The organism is Reyranella sp., from assembly GCF_965249915.1.
Lineage (GTDB): Bacteria > Pseudomonadota > Alphaproteobacteria > Reyranellales > Reyranellaceae > Reyranella.
Genome location: NZ_OZ252257.1, coordinates 5630441 through 5646620 on the forward strand (window position 1 = coordinate 5630441; position 16180 = coordinate 5646620).

General features: G+C 65.9%; 19 protein-coding genes. 15 read left to right on the plus strand and 4 right to left on the minus strand.

Going from position 1 to position 16180, the window contains the following annotated elements; all coding sequences use genetic code 11:
- Positions 1–10 precede the first annotated feature (10 nt).
- The 8 genes from ACP15H_RS27730 to ACP15H_RS27765 all read left to right on the plus strand — a co-directional run bounded on the left by ACP15H_RS27730 (position 11) and on the right by ACP15H_RS27765 (position 9299).
- Entirely contained in the window at positions 11–859 is an 849-nt protein-coding gene (locus tag ACP15H_RS27730; RefSeq protein ID WP_422010002.1) for an AAA family ATPase, read from the plus strand.
- Between the two features lie 22 nt (positions 860–881).
- On the plus strand, positions 882–2063 hold the full coding sequence (locus ACP15H_RS27735; protein WP_425069349.1) for a vWA domain-containing protein: 1182 nt from the start codon (positions 882–884) through the stop codon (positions 2061–2063).
- Between the two features lie 26 nt (positions 2064–2089).
- Positions 2090–3808, plus strand: a complete 1719-nt coding sequence (locus tag ACP15H_RS27740; protein WP_425069973.1) for a thiamine pyrophosphate-requiring protein — start codon at positions 2090–2092, stop codon at positions 3806–3808.
- A gap of 69 nt (positions 3809–3877) precedes the next feature.
- Positions 3878–4936: a redoxin domain-containing protein gene (locus ACP15H_RS27745; protein ID WP_425069350.1), complete on the plus strand. Its 1059-nt coding sequence runs from the start codon at positions 3878–3880 to the stop codon at positions 4934–4936.
- Between the two features lie 77 nt (positions 4937–5013).
- Positions 5014–6276, plus strand: a complete 1263-nt coding sequence (locus tag ACP15H_RS27750) for a dipeptidase (RefSeq protein ID WP_425069351.1) — start codon at positions 5014–5016, stop codon at positions 6274–6276.
- Positions 6277–6373: 97 nt separating this feature from the next.
- Complete coding sequence (locus ACP15H_RS27755) at positions 6374–6823, plus strand: (2Fe-2S)-binding protein (RefSeq protein ID WP_425069352.1); 450 nt, start codon at positions 6374–6376, stop codon at positions 6821–6823.
- Positions 6824–6834: 11 nt separating this feature from the next.
- Entirely contained in the window at positions 6835–9006 is a 2172-nt protein-coding gene (locus ACP15H_RS27760; RefSeq protein ID WP_425069353.1) for a molybdopterin cofactor-binding domain-containing protein, read from the plus strand.
- On the plus strand, positions 9006–9299 hold the full coding sequence (locus tag ACP15H_RS27765; RefSeq protein WP_425069354.1) for a c-type cytochrome: 294 nt from the start codon (positions 9006–9008) through the stop codon (positions 9297–9299). Before ACP15H_RS27760 ends, ACP15H_RS27765 begins: the two co-directional genes overlap by 1 nt.
- Positions 9300–9316: 17 nt before the next feature.
- Here the strand turns inward: ACP15H_RS27765 and ACP15H_RS27770 are convergent, their stop codons facing one another.
- Positions 9317–9811 (minus strand): hypothetical protein, encoded by a 495-nt coding sequence (locus tag ACP15H_RS27770; RefSeq protein ID WP_425069355.1) that lies wholly within the window; start codon positions 9809–9811, stop codon positions 9317–9319.
- 161 nt (positions 9812–9972) lie between these two features.
- Between ACP15H_RS27770 and ACP15H_RS27775 the strand changes: the two genes are divergently transcribed.
- The 7 genes from ACP15H_RS27775 to ACP15H_RS27805 all read left to right on the plus strand — a co-directional run bounded on the left by ACP15H_RS27775 (position 9973) and on the right by ACP15H_RS27805 (position 14115).
- Complete coding sequence (locus ACP15H_RS27775; RefSeq protein ID WP_425069356.1) at positions 9973–11214, plus strand: FCSD flavin-binding domain-containing protein; 1242 nt, start codon at positions 9973–9975, stop codon at positions 11212–11214.
- A 4-nt stretch (positions 11215–11218) separates the two neighbouring features.
- Positions 11219–11653, plus strand: a complete 435-nt coding sequence (soxX, locus tag ACP15H_RS27780; RefSeq protein WP_425069357.1) for a sulfur oxidation c-type cytochrome SoxX — start codon at positions 11219–11221, stop codon at positions 11651–11653.
- Positions 11654–12097, plus strand: coding sequence for a SoxY-related AACIE arm protein (locus ACP15H_RS27785; RefSeq protein WP_425069358.1), 444 nt, complete (start codon positions 11654–11656; stop codon positions 12095–12097).
- Positions 12097–12417 (plus strand): thiosulfate oxidation carrier complex protein SoxZ, encoded by a 321-nt coding sequence (soxZ, locus tag ACP15H_RS27790; RefSeq protein WP_425069359.1) that lies wholly within the window; start codon positions 12097–12099, stop codon positions 12415–12417. The genes ACP15H_RS27785 and soxZ overlap by 1 nt, the downstream gene beginning before the upstream one ends.
- Positions 12414–13190, plus strand: coding sequence for a sulfur oxidation c-type cytochrome SoxA (gene soxA, locus ACP15H_RS27795; protein ID WP_425069360.1), 777 nt, complete (start codon positions 12414–12416; stop codon positions 13188–13190). Before soxZ ends, soxA begins: the two co-directional genes overlap by 4 nt.
- 125 nt (positions 13191–13315) lie before the next feature.
- Positions 13316–13588: a hypothetical protein gene (locus ACP15H_RS27800; protein WP_425069361.1), complete on the plus strand. Its 273-nt coding sequence runs from the start codon at positions 13316–13318 to the stop codon at positions 13586–13588.
- A gap of 47 nt (positions 13589–13635) precedes the next feature.
- Positions 13636–14115, plus strand: a complete 480-nt coding sequence (locus ACP15H_RS27805) for an Lrp/AsnC family transcriptional regulator (protein WP_425069362.1) — start codon at positions 13636–13638, stop codon at positions 14113–14115.
- On the opposite strand, the gene ACP15H_RS27810 is transcribed toward ACP15H_RS27805, so the two are convergent.
- Genes ACP15H_RS27810 through ACP15H_RS27820 form a run of 3 tightly spaced genes read right to left on the minus strand, consistent with a single transcriptional unit; the run spans position 14093 to position 16174 of the window.
- Positions 14093–14542 (minus strand): DoxX family protein, encoded by a 450-nt coding sequence (locus tag ACP15H_RS27810; protein WP_425069363.1) that lies wholly within the window; start codon positions 14540–14542, stop codon positions 14093–14095. The two genes, ACP15H_RS27805 and ACP15H_RS27810, sit on opposite strands and share 23 nt — an antisense overlap.
- Positions 14539–15336, minus strand: a complete 798-nt coding sequence (locus ACP15H_RS27815) for a putative DNA-binding domain-containing protein (protein WP_425069364.1) — start codon at positions 15334–15336, stop codon at positions 14539–14541. Before ACP15H_RS27815 ends, ACP15H_RS27810 begins: the two co-directional genes overlap by 4 nt.
- Positions 15320–16174, minus strand: coding sequence for a DUF692 domain-containing protein (locus ACP15H_RS27820; RefSeq protein ID WP_425069365.1), 855 nt, complete (start codon positions 16172–16174; stop codon positions 15320–15322). Before ACP15H_RS27820 ends, ACP15H_RS27815 begins: the two co-directional genes overlap by 17 nt.
- Positions 16175–16180: the final 6 nt, after the last annotated feature.

Below are 16180 nucleotides of genomic sequence, written 5' to 3' on the forward strand. Positions count from 1 at the left end.
ATTTTGCACCATGAAATTTACCGGTACCGACTCCTACGTTGCCAGCGACGACCTGCGCGTGGCGGTGAACGCGGCGATCGCGCTGCAGCGTCCGCTGCTCATCAAGGGCGAGCCCGGCACCGGCAAGACCGTCTTGGCGCATGAAGTGGCCAAGGCGCTCAACGCCCCGATCATCGAGTGGCATATCAAGTCGACGACCAAGGCCCAGCAGGGCCTCTACGAGTATGACGCCGTCTCGCGCCTGCGCGACAGCCAGCTCGGCGACGAGCGCGTGAAGGACATCGGCAACTACATCAAGAAGGGCAAGCTGTGGGAGGGCTTTACCGCCCCGGTGCGTCCGATCCTGCTGATCGACGAAATCGACAAGGCCGACATCGAGTTCCCCAACGATCTGCTGCAGGAACTCGATCGCATGGAATTCTACGTCTACGAGACGCAGCAGACCATCAAGGCGACCGAGCGCCCGATCGTGATGATCACCTCCAACAACGAGAAGGAACTGCCGGACGCCTTCCTGCGCCGCTGCTTCTTCCACTACATCCGCTTCCCCGATCGCGAGACGATGACGCAGATCGTCGACGTCCACTTCCCCGACCTGCAGCGCAACCTGCTGCGCGAGGCGCTGAACGTATTCTACGACATCCGCGAAGTGCCGGGCCTCAAGAAGAAGCCGTCGACCTCCGAACTGCTCGACTGGCTGAAGCTGCTCATGGTCGAGGACATGTCGCCTGAATCGCTGCGCTCCAAGGACTCCAAGCAGCTCATTCCGCCGCTGCACGGGGCGCTGCTCAAGAACGAGCAGGACGTGCACCTGTTCGAGCGTCTGGCCTTCATGGCGCGGCGGGAGCAGCGCCAGTAATCACCGCTGAGAGGAGGACGCGATGTTCATCAACTTCTTCCTCGAGCTGCGCAACGCCAAGCTGCCGGTCTCCATCAAGGAATACCTTTCCCTGATGGACGCGATGGACAAGGGGGTCGCCGACTACAGCGTCGACGACTTCTACTATCTGTCGCGCGCCGCGCTGGTGAAGGACGAGCGCAACCTCGATAAATTCGACCGCGTGTTCGGCACCGTCTTCAAGGGGCTCGAGGCGCTGCCTCCGGAGGGCGTCGCCGCCGAGATCCCCGAGGAATGGCTGCGCAAGCTGGCCGAGAAGCTTCTCACCGAAGAGGAGAAGAAGCAGATCGAGTCGATGGGCGGCTGGGAGAAGCTCATGGAGACGCTGAAGAAGCGTCTCGAGGAGCAGCAGAAGCGGCATCAGGGCGGCAACAAGTGGATCGGCACGGCCGGCACCTCGCCGTTCGGCGCCTACGGCTTCAATCCCGAGGGCGTGCGCATCGGCCAGGACAAGGGCCGCGAGGGCCGCGCCGTCAAGGTGTGGGACAAGCGCGAGTACAAGAACCTCGACGACACGGTCGAGATCGGCACGCGCAACATCAAGATCGCGTTGCGCCGCCTGCGCAAGTTCGCGCGCGAGGGTGCCGAGGTCGAGCTCGACATGCCCGACACGATCCGCTCGACGGCGCGCAATGCGGGCTATCTCGACATCAAGATGGTGCCGGAGCGGCGCAACAAGGTGAAGCTCCTGATCCTGTTCGACATCGGCGGTTCGATGGACGCGCATATCCGCGTCTGCGAGGAGCTGTTCTCGGCGGCGCGTTCGGAGTTCAAGCACCTCGAATTCTTCTACTTCCACAACTGCCTCTACGAGAAGCTGTGGAAGGACAACCGCCGCCGCCACGTCGACACCTTCTCGACGGCACAGATGCTCCACACCTATCCGCCGGACTACAAGGTGCTGTTCGTCGGCGACGCCTCGATGAGCCCCTACGAGATCGCCTATCCCGGCGGCTCGGTGGAGCACTGGAACGAGGAAGCGGGCCAGGTCTGGATCCAGCGCGTGGCCGACACCTATCGCAGCATGGCGTGGCTCAATCCCGTGCCCGAGCGGCACTGGAGCTACACGCCGTCGATCCAGCTGCTGCAGCAGCTGACGAGCAATCGCATGTTCCCGCTCACCCTGGGCGGCCTCGACAGCGCGATGAAGGAATTGAACAAGTAGGACCTCGTCCGAGGCCCACCCCCTCCCTGCCTCCCCCGTCTGACGGGGGAGGTGCCCGAAGGGCGGAGGGGGAGAGCCACCGTAAGGCTCCACCAAAGGGAGAAACGAAGATGAAGACCGGCCCGGCAGTCGCGGAAATCCTGAAGCGCGAAGGGGTCGAGTATCTCTTCGCCTATCCCGTCAACCATCTGATCGAGCACTGCGCCGCGATCGACATCCGCCCGATCATCGTGCGCCAGGAGCGTATCGGCCTGCACATGGCCGACGCCATGTCGCGCATGACCAAGGGCCGCAAGATGGGCGTGTTCTGCATGCAGAGCGGCCCGGGTTCGGAGAACGCCTATGGCGGCGTGGCCCAGGCCTACGGCGAATCGGTGCCGCTGCTGGTCATCCCGGCAGGCTATCCGCGCCGCATCGCCCATGTGCCGCCGAACTTCAATTCGACCATCACCATGGCGCATGTCGCCAAGCATGCCGAGCCGATCACCTCGGGCGCCGACATCGAGAACGTCATGCGCCGAGCCTTCAGCCTGTTGCGCAACGGCCGCGGCTCGCCGGTCATCATCGAGTTCCCGGCGGAGGCCAACGGCGAGGACGCGCCCGATCCGCTGGCCTACGAGCCGATCAAGCCGACGCGCTACGGTCCCGATCCGGCGGCGGTGAAGGAAGCCGCCAAGGTGCTGGTCGAGGCCAAGCGCCCCGTCATCTATGCCGGACACGGCGTGCACTGGGCCGAGGCCTATGACGAGCTGAAGGAACTGGCCGAGCTGCTGGCAATTCCCGTGTGCACGTCGCTCCAGGGCAAGAGCAGCTTCGACGAAACCCATCCGCTGTCGCTGGGCTCGGGCGGTCGTGCCTATCCGAGGCAGGTGCGCCACTTTCTCGACAAGTGCGACGTGCTGTTCGGCATCGGCTGTTCCTTCACCGAGACTAACTTCGGCATCTCGATGCCCAAGGGCAAGACGGTGATCCACACCACGCTCGACCCCAACCATCTCAACAAGGACGTGCGCTGCCGGTACGGCCTGATCGGCGACGCCAAGCTCGCGCTCCGCGCCATGATCGACGAGTGCAGCAAGCTGGTCGGGGGCAGGAAGCGCGACGCCGCCCCGGTCGTGGCCGAGATCAAGCCGATCGCCGACGCGTGGCTCGACGAGTGGATGCCCAAGCTCACCAACAACGAGGCGCCGCTCAATCCCTACCGCGTGCTCTGGGATCTCCAGCACACGGTCGACAAGGCCAACACGATCATCACCCACGACGCCGGCAGCCCGCGTGACCAGCTTTCGCCGTTCTGGAAGACGACCGCGCCGCACACCTATATCGGCTGGGGCAAGACCACGCAGCTGGGCTACGGGCTCGGCCTCGCCATGGGCGCCAAGCTCGCCTGCCCCGACAAGCTCTGCATCAACGTATGGGGCGATGCGGCCATCGGCTTCACCGGCATGGACTTCGAGACGGCGGTGCGCGAGCGCATTCCGATCATGTCGATCCTGCTCAACAACTTCTCGATGGCGATCGAGCTGCACATCATGAAGGTGTCGACCGAGAAGTACCGCTCGACCGACATCTCGGGCGACTATGCTGCGATGGCGCGGGCCTTCGGCGGCTATGGCGAGCGCATCACCAGGCCCGAGGACATCATCCCGGCGATCAAGCGCGGCATCGAGCAGACCCAGAAGGGCGTGCCCGTGCTGCTTGAGTTCATCACCTCGAAGGAAGTGACGATCTCGACGCCGAAATGACACTCGCACTGTCGTGATGCAGGCGGCGGGGACCTTTCCCGCCGTCCGGAAAGATGCTTCGCTGCCGGCATGACAAGAATTCTCATGCCGACGGCCGAGCACGACGTCGCCACGCACGATGGTCTCTGGGTGAGTCCCGTCGACGCCGAGCGCGTCACAGGATGGACCCTGAAGCCGGAAGGAATGTGCCGCGCCGATCTGTGCGTGCCGTTGCCGGCGTCCGCGCTCGCGCCCAACGAAGTCGACCTCGAAGCCTTCTGGAGGAAGCTCGGCGGCCCGGTGGTCGCCAGCGAGATGCGCGACATCTGGGCGTTGGGCGCGCCGCCCGAGGAGCGCAATGTGGCGCTCGAGGGACTTGAGGCGCCGGACTTCACCCTGCCGGATCTCGACGGCGTGCCACGCTCGCTGTCGCAGCTTCGCGGCCGCAAGGTTTTCCTCGCCACCTGGGCCAGTTGGTGAGGCTGCCGTTTTGACTTGCCCGTGTGGCAGACCCTCTACGAAGAACTGAAGGACAAGGGGTTCATGGTCGTGGCCGTGGCGCAGGAGAGCCGCGGCGCCGAGCATGCCCGTCCGTGGATCGAACAGGCGAAGTCGTCCTACTGGCAGTTGATCGACGCCGAGCATCGCCTCGAAGACCTCTACAATCTCGTGAACGTGCCGCAGGCGATCTGGATCGACGAGCAGGGCCGCATCGCACGGCCGCCCGAAACCGCAGGCTCGACCGACCACTTCCGGCGCATGGATCTCTCGACGCGCACGATGACTCCCGAGGACCAGGCCGAGCGCCTAGCGGCCCGGCAGGCCTATCTCGACGCCGTGCGGGCCTGGGTCACGACCGGCGCGCATGCGCTGCCGGCCGACGAGGCGCGCGCAGGCCTGCCGAAGGTCACGCCCGAAATCGCCGAAGCCCGGGCGCGTTTCCGGCTCGGGGTCTGGCTGCGCGCCAATGGCCGCGCTGCCGAAGGTGACCGACAGATGGCTGAAGCGAGCCGCCTGCATCCTGAATCGTGGAGTCTATGGCGCCAGGCAGCCGACCTCGACGAGGTCGGCAAGGCATCGGGACCGGAGTTCTGGAAGCGCGTGCAGGCGCTCGGCGATCGTCCGTATTATCCGCCGGCGAAACTGTAGAGGAGCCGATGCGTCTCTCGTGGCGCGACCTCGGGACCCCGCGGGCCGACAAGGCCGATGGCAAGCGCGTCGAGGTCGTGGGCTTCGCGCTCACGTCGGAACCGATGGGCGGCGCCGAGGCGTTCCTGCTCATGGCCGAGCCCGGTTGCTGTCCGGGCTGCGCGCCTAATAATCCGTCGGCGGTTGTTGAGGTCCTTGCCGAGCGGCCGCTGACGACCGGCGCCGGCGCGCTGCGTGTCAGTGGGGTCTTGCGCGTGTCGGCCGATGCGGATGGCTGGCGCTACCAGGTTCGAGATGCCGAAATCGCGCGCGTGGTCAGGCGTCGGACGTTGATGGCTGTGAGCCCGCTCTTCTGTCTTCCGGTCCCTGCGGTGGCGCAGGCAGCTGACGGTCTGGCGGTCGATATTCACAGTCATGCCGGCAACCTGACGCGCATGAGCTACGGCCGCGGTGGCTTCTCTGCCGTCGCCGATCCGATGCGCCAAGGGGGCCTGTCAGCGATCTCGCTGGCGGTCGTTTCCGATTCGCCGATCATCCAGCTCACCAACGGGCGTCTGCGGCCGGGCCGCGATCCCAGGCCCGGCGAACTCTATGCGTTCAGCCAACACTCTTTTCCGGCTCTGCATGCGTTGGCGCGCGAGCAGGGGATGCCGATCGTCAGGACCGCGGCAGACTTGCGGACCGCCCGCTCCGCCAGGCCTTCCGTCATCGTGGCGTCGGAAGGTGCCGACTTCCTCGAAGGCAAGATCGAGCGTCTCGACGAAGCGTACCAGCGCTGGGCGTTGCGCCATCTTCAGCTCACGCACTACCGGCCCAACGAGCTGGGCGACATCCAGACCGAGCCCAGCGTCCAGGGCGGGCTGACGGCGTTCGGCGCCGAGGTGATTCGTCGCTGCAACGCGCTGGGCATCGTCGTCGACGTGGCGCACGCCACTTTCGAGGGCGTGAAAAAGGCCGCGGCCGCCACGACGAAACCGCTCGTCCTCTCGCACACGTCGCTCATCACCCGGCCCGCCGCCTGGACGCGCCGCATCCTGCCGGATCATGCGAAGGCGGTGGCCGCGACGGGCGGCATCATCGGCATCTGGCCGGTCGCCGACTACTTTCCCAATATCGTTTCCTATGCGACCGACGGCTTCGCGCGGATGGTCGATGTCGTCGGCATCGATCATGTCGGCCTCGGCACGGACCAGCTGGGACTCGTCGGGGCGAGCGCGATGTCCAGCTACGCCGATTTGCCCCAATTGGCAGCCGCCCTGCGCATGAAATTCAACGCAGAAGAAACGGCAAAACTCTTGGGCGGCAATTACCGGCGTGTATTCGAGGTCTGCGTCGGCTGACGGCATCACACCTCCGTGAATGCAGCACGTCTGCCAAGCGGCCGTACCCTCGCTGGGCTACCCTATTCCAATAGTTCCTGAACAACGGGAGACTGGGATGGCTGTTCTCAACGTCAACGGCAAGGCGGTCGACTACACTGCCGACCCGGATACGCCGCTCCTCTGGGTGCTGCGCGAACAACTGGGCCTCACCGGCACCAAGTATGGCTGCGGCATCGCTCAGTGCGGCTCCTGCACGGTCCATATCGACGGTGCACCGGTGCGTTCATGCAGCATCCCCGTGAATGCCGTGGGAACGCAGAAGGTCGTCACCATCGAAGCGGTCGCCCAGAACGGCGTGCTGAACAAGATCCAGAAGGCCTGGGTCGAGCTCGACGTGCCCCAGTGTGGCTACTGCCAGAGCGGCATGGTGATGGCGGCGACGGCGCTGCTGGCCGCCAAGCCCAATCCGACCGATGCCGATATCGACGAGGCGATGACCAACATCTGCCGCTGCGGCACCTACCAGCAGGTTCGTGCGGCCATCCACGCCGCGGCGAAGGCCTAGGGGGACGCATCATGACGATCCAGACATCTCTCGGCCGTCGCGGCTTCATGGTCAGCGGCGCCGCCGTTGCCGGTGGCTTCTCGCTCGGCTTCCATCTGCCCTTCGACGAAAACGTGGCGCACGCCCAGACCGTCAAGGAGTTGAACGCCTGGGTGGTCATCCATCCCGACGACAAGGTCGTGATCCGCATTGCCCGTTCCGAGATGGGGCAGGGCACGCTCACCGGCCTCTGCCAGCTCGTGGCCGAGGAACTGGACTGCGACTGGAACAAGGTCACCTGGGAGTATCCGACGCCCGGCGAGAACCTCAAGCGCAACCGCGTCTGGAAGAACTTCTCGACCGGCGGCAGCCGCGGCATCCGCGAGAGCCAGCAATATGTCCGCGAGGGCGGCGCGATTGCGCGCGAGATGCTGATCGCGGCCGCGGCCAAGCAGTGGAACGTACCGGCCGCGGACTGCAGCGCGACCAACAGCACGATCACGCACAAGGCGTCGGGGAAGACGCTGACCTACGGCGCGGTTGCCGCCGCGGCGGCCGAACTCGAGCCGCCCAAGGACGTCAAGCTCAAGGACCCGAAGGACTGGAAGATCGCGGGCAAGCCGCTGAAGCGGCTCGACACGGTCGACAAGGTCACGGGCAAGCAGATCTACGGCATGGATTACGCGATGCCGGGGATGCTCAACGCGACCGTGCGCGCCTGCCCGGTGATCGGCGGCAAGCTCAAGGACTTCGACGCCGGCAAGGCCGAGAAGATGCCGGGCGTGAAGAAGGTCTTCGCCATCGACGGCAATGCCGTGGTGGTGGTGGCCGACAGCTACTGGCAGGCCAAGACCGCGCTCGACGCCGTCACGACGAACTGGGACGTCGGTGATCTGGGCAAGGTCTCGACCGAGACGATCAATGCCACGCTTAAGGAGGGCCTCGACGCCAAGGAAGCTTTCGTCGGCAACAAGGCGGGCGACGCGCAGAAGGCGATCGACGGGGCCGCCAAGAAGGTCGAGGCCGTCTACAGCTTCCCCTACCAGCACCATGTCACCATGGAGCCGATGAACGCCACGGCGCGCTTCACGCCGGAGAAGTGCGAGGTCTGGTGCGGTACGCAGAACGGCGAGGCGGCCCTGGCCGCGGCGTCGGAAGCGGCCGGCCTGCCGATCGCCCAGTGCGAGGTCTACAAGCTCATGCTGGGTGGCGGCTTCGGCCGGCGCGGTCGCTCCGACTATGTGCGGCAGGCCGTGCTCGCGGCCAAGGAGATGCCCGGTACGCCGATCAAGCTCATCTGGTCGCGCGAAGAGGACATGACGCACTGCCAGTACCATCCCACGACGATGGCGAAGATGACGGCCGGTCTCGACGCTCAGGGCAACCTGGTCGGACTGCACGTGCGCATCTCGGGTCAGTCGATCCTGGCTTCGCTACTGCCGCAGAACCTGGTCAACGGCATGGATCCGGCCACCTTCCAGGGCCTGATGCAGTCCGGTGTCGAGGCGGCCTATGGCTACGACATCCCCAACCTCATGATCGACCACGCCATGCGCAACCCGCACATCCCGGCGGGCTTCTGGCGCGGCGTGAACGTGAACCAGAACGCCGTCTACATGGAATGCTTCATGGACGAGCTGGCGGCGACGGCGGGTCAGGATCCGCTCGCCTACCGCCTGAAGTACCTGAAGCCCAAGTGGGCGGCGGTGCTAAAGGCCGCCTGCGACAAGGCAGGGTACGGGAAGCCGCTGCCCGAGGGCCGCTTCCATGGCATCTCTCAGGTCATGGGCTATGGCAGCTACGTCGCCGGTGTCGCCGAGGTCTCGGTGAGCCCCGACGGCCAACTCAAGATCCACAAGATCACGGCCGCCACCAACCCGGGCCACGTGGTCAATCCGGCGCAGATCGACCGCCAGGTCGCGGGCTCGTTCGTCTACGGCCTGTCCGCCGCGCTGTATGGGGAGATCACCGTCAAGGACGGCGCGGTCGAGCAGACCAACTTCGACAGCTACAACGTGATGCGCATCGACGAGATGCCCGACGTCGAGACGGTTCTGGTGCCGACCCACGATTTCTGGGGCGGCGTCGGCGAGCCGACCATCGCGGTCGCGGCGCCGGCCGTGCTGAACGCGATCGCCAAGGCGACGGGCAAGCGGGTTCGAAACCTGCCGCTGGCGAACAACGATCTGAAGAAGGGCGCCTGATGCATCGAACGCTGCTGCCGGGCCTGGTCAGCATGATCCTGCTGGCGGGTCCGGCAACGGCGGCCGACGCGCCGCCGGGCGCCAGCTCCTGCACCGGCTGTCACGCGCCCATGAAGGTGGCGGATTCGGTGATGCCGCGCATCGCCGGCCGAAAGGCGCAGGACATCGTCACCTTCATGCGCGAGTATCGCAGCGGCGCCTGGCCCTCGAGCGTGATGGGCCGCATCGCCAAGGGGTTCGACGATCAGCAGACCGAGGCCATTGCGGCCTGGTTCGCGGCGCAACCGGAGTAGAAGAAGTGGGCTCCGCTCTACAGGCAGATCGTCGGCGGACAGGACGATGGCCGCACGACCTTGACGTCGGCCGCAACCTTCATGGTGTCGACGTTGATCACGCCACCTTCCATGGCGAATCCCTTCGTGATGTTGTTGCTGAGAAACAGAACGGTCCCGCCCTGGACGTTCAGTTGCAGGGGCGTGATGGTCCCGAGTGGGCTCGGCTTGCGGTCGAACTCCTGCCATTTGAAGACGTGATTGCCGGGAAGGATGTCCATCACCATCACCTCGCCTGGATTGATGCTGCCAATCTTCACGTCATCGATGAAGATGTCGGCGGAGATATAGTGGGGGCGAAAGTGGTAGATGGGGTAGCCGCCCCATTCGTTGCCGCTGAAGATGTAGAGGCGAGCGCGATCCGCCGGCGGCTTCGCGAGGGCTCTCACCGTCTGCGCATATTCGGGCGTCGCGAGTACGGGCGCCGCCCGGGGAAGGCAGCCGGTCAACCCCAGGCACAGCAAGGCTGCCATTGCGGCAAGCGCCCTAGAACACCCCATGTTCCCAGTCCTCGTTTGTCGTGTTGGAATTCATCATCTCGGGACGATAGGGGGCGTAGAGCCTGCTCGCAATGCGGGCAGGCCCATGTGATTTCTAGCCGGCGAGGAGATGCAGCGTGAGGAGCGGTCGGCGAATGCTCCTGAAAGGCGTGCTGGCGGCGGGGCTGGCACCTGCCGTTGTCGCGGCGCAGGGCAAGGCCAGGGTCGTCGTGATCGGCGGCGGCTTCGGCGGGGCCACGGCGGCGCGCACCTTGAAGGTGCTGCAGCCGGCGCTCGACGTCACCCTGGTCGAGCCCAATCCCGTCTACACGTCGTGCCCGTTCAGCAATTCGGTGCTCGCCAATCTGCGGGAGATGGATCAGCAGCAGTTCCGCTACGACGGCATCAAGGCCGTCGGCGTCACCGTCGCCGAGACCAGTGCGACTTCGGTCGATGCCGAGGCGAGGACCGTCACGCTGGCCGACGGCAACAAGCTTACCTACGACCGGCTGGTCATGTGCCCCGGCATCGATTTCAACTGGGGCGCCATCCCCGGCTACGACGAGGCCGCGGCCGAGAAGATGCCGCATGCGTGGAAGGCGGGGGCACAGACCGTGCTGCTGCGCCGGCAATTGCAGGCGATGGACGATGGCGGGCTGGTCGTCCTGTCGGCTCCGGCCAATCCCTTCCGTTGCCCGCCCGGCCCCTATGAACGCGCCAGCCTGATCGCCTACTGGCTCAAGATCTGGAAGCCGAAGTCGAAGCTGTTGCTGCTGGACTCGAAGGATGCCTTTTCCAAGCAGCGCCTGTTCCAGAACGGCTGGGCCGAACTCTATCAGGGCATGATCGAATGGGTGCCGCTCAGCCAGGGCGGCAAGGTGACCTCGGTCGATCCCGCGACGCTCACCCTCACGACCGAGTTCGGCGCCCACAAGGCGTCGGTCGCCAACGTCATCCCGCCGCAGAAGGCCGGCGCCATCGCGGCCCAAGCCGGCGTCGCCGATCGCACCGGCTGGTGTCCGGTCGAGCCTGTCGCCTTCGAATCGACCCTGCGGCCCAACATCCACGTGCTGGGCGATGCGGCGATCATGGGCGGCATGCCCAAGTCGGCCTTCGCGGCCAATGCCCAGGCCAAGGTCTGTGCCGCCGCCCTCGTGAAGCTGCTGGCCGGCGAAAAGCCGCAGGATCCGATCGTGATCAACACCTGCTACAGCCTGGTCGCGGCCGACTACGGCATCTCGATCGCCGGCGTCTATCGTCCCGACAAGGGCCAGCTCACCGACATTCCCGGCGCCGGCGGCACCAGCCCGCTGGTGGCCGTGGGCGGCCTGCGCGGGCAGGAAGCGCTCTACGCGTCGAGTTGGTTCCGCACCATTACCGCCGAGACGTTCGGGTGATGCCATGCGGGCCTTGCTCTTCCTCATACTCGCGCTCGTTGCCGGTCCCGTGTCGGCCCAGCAGGGCACGCCCCAGATCGTCGACGATTCTATTCCCCGCTCGCTCACCGGCCAGCCGGGCGATGCCGCGCGGGGGCGCGCGATCGTCGCCAACCGCAGCGTCGGCCTCTGCCTGCTCTGCCATTCCAGCCCGATCGCCGAGGAGCGCTTTCAGGGCGACCTGGCGCCGAGCCTCGCCGGCGCCGGCTCGCGCTGGTCTGAGGGGCAATTGCGCCTGCGCATCGTCGACGGGTCGCGTCTCAATGCCGACACGATCATGCCGGCCTACTATCGCACCGAGGGCCTGCACCGGGTCGCTCGCGGTTTCGAAGGCAAGACGATCCTCACGCCCGCGCAGGTCGAGGACGTCGTGGCCTATCTTCTTACGTTGAGGGATTGAATGGATCGCCGTCACTTCCTCGCCGGTACTGCCGCTGTCGTCGTCCTGCCGCTCGTCCCCGCGGCCGCGACGCCCGATTCGATGGCCGAAGCGATCCGCAAGGTCGTCGGCCCGGCCACGCCGACGGAAGGTCGCGTGAAGCTCGACGTGCCGCCGCTGGTCGAGAACGGCAGCACCGTGCCGCTCACCGTGTCGGTCGATAGTCCCATGACCGCCGCCGACCACGTGAAGGCGATCCATGTCTTCAACGAGAAGAACCCGCAGCCCAACGTCTTTTCGGCGGAACTCGGCCCGCGCAACGGCAAAGCCGTCGTCGGTACCCGAATCAAACTCGGCGACAGCCAGCGGATCATTGCCATCGCCGAGACCAGCGACGGCAAATTCTGGAGTGCCGGCGCCGAGGTGATCGTGACCTTGGCCGCCTGCCTCGAGGAGGCGACCTGATGTCGAACATCCTGGTGAACGCCCCGAAGACCGCCAAACGCGGCGACGTCGTCGAGATCAAGGCCCTGATCATGCATCCGATGGAGACCGGGTTCCGGCCTGGGCCGAACGGCCGCATTCTCCCGCGCAACATCATCGAACGCTTCACCGCGACCTGGAACGGGGCCGAGATCTTTGCGATGGACATGTCGCCCGCGATCGCCGCCAATCCCTTCGTCTCCTTCTTCGCCAAGGCGAACGACAGCGGCACGGTTGTCCTGCGCTGGACCGGCGACGAGGGCTTCGCAGCCGAGCATCGGGTCGATATCGCCGTCGAATGACCAGGCGACTGTTCGTCATCGGCCTCGGACTGGTGTTTGCCGCGTCCTATGCGGCGGCCCAGGCGGGGGGCGACAAGCGGCGTTCCGGCTACCAGGACATGGGTGAGGCCCTGCAGAAGATGCAGGACGACGACACCGCCAATCCCGGCATGCTGTTCGTCCAGCTCGGCGGACAGCTCTGGGCGAAGACCGCAGGCGCCGCGGATAGATCATGTGCTGATTGTCACGGTGCTGCTGCGGCCAGCATGAAGGGCGTCGCGGCACGCTACCCAGCGATGTCGCCCACCGGCGACCGTCCGATCGACCTCGAAGGCCGCATCAATCTCTGCCGCACCGAGCACCAGAAGGCCGAGCCTCTGCCGCCGGAGAACCGCGACCTGCTGGCGCTCGCCGCCTATGTCGCGCGCCAGTCGCGCGGCCTGGCCATCGCACCGCCCGACGACCCACGCCTCGAAGCCTTTCGCGCACAAGGAGCGGAGATCTATCGCCGCCGCCAGGGCCAGCTCAATCTGTCCTGCGCGATCTGCCACGACGACAATGCCGGCAAGAAACTGGCGGGAGTGACGATTCCCGAGGCGCATCCCACGGGCTATCCGATCTATCGGCTTGAGTGGCAGGCGCTGGGGTCCCTCAAGCGGCGGCTGCGCAACTGCCTCGTTGGCATCCGCGCGGAGGCGTGGCCGCTCGACGCTCCGGAGTATACAGCCCTGGAGCTCTACCTGATGGAGCGGGCGAAGGGACTGAAGCTGGAGACGCCGGCCGTGCGGCCCTGAGCGAGATCATAGCGGGAGAAAATTCTCCCACGAGCGGGTGCCGGAGTTATTCCTGCCGTCATGGCGGCACGATTCGACCGATCGTTTCATTGCTGCAGTAGCGAACACGCCCTTACAGTTCCGGCATGCGCAGTCTTGCAAGCACCCTCGTCGCTCGGGCGGCGCGCCTGTTCCAGGGCGCGTATGAAGAGCCCGCTCTCTGGACGATCGCCGCGCAGGGAAAGGTCGTGGGTACGCTGATGTGCGAGGCCGGCACGTGGCGCCTGTCCTGGTTTGGCGACGCACCGCCCCGGCTCGCGAACTATGGCGGGCGGGTGGATGGCGACGTCGAGGCGCTCGCCATCGTCCTTTCCGAGCGACTGGGGGCGCCGGTGCGCCTCGAGTCGCTTCCGGTCTAGACTGCCAAATCAGGGTGGGCGGACCGCCGCATATGGATATTCGAATCATGGATGCCATCGACAAGAAGATCGTGGCGCTCCTCCAGGAGGATGCGAGCCTTTCCCTGGCGCAGATCGCGCATCGTGTGGGGCTCTCGCAAAGCCCGTGCTGGAAGCGAATCCAGCGGCTGGAGAAGTCCGGCGTCATCCTCAAGCGGGTGGCGCTGATCTCGCCCGAGTCGATCGGTGTGGGGTTGACCGTCTTCGTGTCGATCGAGACCGGCGACCATTCCTCGGCCTGGCTCTCCAAGTTCGCGAGCACCGTCACCGCCATGCCCGAGGTGATGGAGTTCCATCGCATGGCCGGCGACATCGATTACATGCTGCGGGTCGCGGTACCCGACATGCAGGCCTATGATCTGTTCTACAAGAAGCTGATCGACACGATGCCGCTCAAGAACGTGACGTCGCGCTTCTCGATGGAGCGTGTGAAGTCGACGACGGCCTATCCGATCGTTTCCGATCTCAAGCCCGTTCGTAAGCGCTAGGCACTTCCGACGCGAAGAGGAGGCGGTCGAGCGCAAGACGGCCCGGCCCGAACTTGGCGAGGTAGAGCAGCGCCACCGCCCAGACACCATGCGTGTCGAAGGCGTTGGGATAGACGAAGATCTCGATCACCAGGGTCATACCCAGCAGGGCCAGCGCAGCCGGCCGCGTGAACAGGCCGAGGAACAGCAGGATCGGCAGGCTGAGCTCTGCTGCCGTTGCCAGGTAGGATGCCAGTTCGGGCGACAGGAGCGGCAACCTGTATTCCTCGCGAAACAGCGCGAGGGTCGTGCCGCCGGCCCACCCGTCGAGCTTCAGCAGCCCCGAGCGCAGGAAGATGGTGCCGATCGACAGGCGCGCGAGGAGGGCCAGCAACTCGTGGGGGATACGAGCGAGCAGCGCGTCCAGCCGCGAGAGGAGAGCGATCATCGAGACGGTCCTTGGGACAGGGTTGTGAGGGCGCCGGCACCAAACAGCGTCGACAGGATGGTTGCGAAGTCGAACTGCGCATGGCCGCGCGATGCGAGTTCGGCGGCGGCGCCCAGCGCGGCTCCGCCGGCCAGCTCGGCCACGAGGCGGTCCGCGCCGGGCGGCAGCCGTTGGACGAGAACTTCCAGATACGGCCGCGTCACCAGTGCCGTCTCACCCGTCCAGTCGGCCGGTGGTGCCTGAGGCGTCTCGTCAAGGGTGTTGGTGGTCCAGAGAGAAACGATGGGCCAGGGAGAGGCGATGACAGTGGCGGCCGGATGAAGGCCGAGGACAGCGGCGCCGAGCTGCTCCGGCGGCAGCCCGGCGAGGTAGCCGATGTCGGCCGGCCGGGCGTCGGCGGCATGAAATGCGACGTGGCGCGCCCATTCCAGCCGCGCGATGTCGGCCAGATAGGGCAGCTCGCGTGCTGGATCGAACGCCTCCAGGAAATCCCCGAAGATGACGCCATACTCGGCGAGGATTGGCGATTGCGGCGGATATCGCTCGATGAAGACCAGCGCCATGGCGGTGAAGAATTCCTCCCCGACCAGGCGCTCGACCACCGGAAACCGCGCCGCCAGGGCGGCCGCCAGGCTGGCCTTCACGTTGTTGCGATAGATGCCGAAACGCCGTTCTCTCGGAGGGCCTGCGTCCCGCCGGATGCCGTCGGGCACCGACAGAGAAGCCTGCAGCAGGGCGAGACCAAAGCGCTGCTGCAGGTCGGCTAGTCCGTCGCCGTCAGGCCGCGCGGACATCGAAGCCTCCCTTCGTCGACAGTATCGACTGGGCCTGTTGAACCTCGGTCTCAAGGTCGGGCCAGGCCGGAACAGCGGCGTCCCACTCGATGAGGGCGGGGCGAGCGCCGTGGCGCGCAATGACGTCCCCAAAGAGACGCCATACTTCCGAAGAGACGGTGCGATCGTGGGTATCGACCAGCAGTGTTTCGCCGTCGCGCTCCAGCACGGCGTGACCGGCGAGATGGATTTCGTCGACATGCTCGTGCGGGAATCCCGCGAGATAGGCGCGGGGATCGAAGCCATGATTGGCGGCTGAGACGACGACATTGTTGATATCGAGCAGAAGGCCGCAGCCGCTGCGACGGGCCAGCGCCCGCAGGAACTCCGTCTCCGGCATCTCATCCCCGTCGAAGCGGAGATAGGTCGAGGGATTCTCGATGAGGATGCGTCGCCCGAGCACTGTCTGGGCCTCGTCAACATGCCGCGCCACCAGCGACAGCGTGGCCTCGGTGTAGGGCAGGGGCAGCAGATCGTTCAGGAAGATCCCGTCATGCGTCGACCAGGCGAGATGTTCCGACACGATGAAGGGCTGATAGCGCTCGACCACGGACTTGAGGCGGCTGAGATGGCCGGGAACCATGCCGCCGGCCGATCCGATCGACAGGCCCACGCCATGCACCGACACGGGATAGAGCGCACGGACGCGCTCCAGGAAGTGATGCGGCGGACCGCCGGCCCCCATGTAGTTCTCGGCATGCACCTCGAACCAGCCGACATCCGGCCGGGATTCGAGGATGTGCCGCTGATGCCCGGGCTTGAGCCCGGCACCGGCACGAAGCAGGCGGTCCACCGTCACGACGCG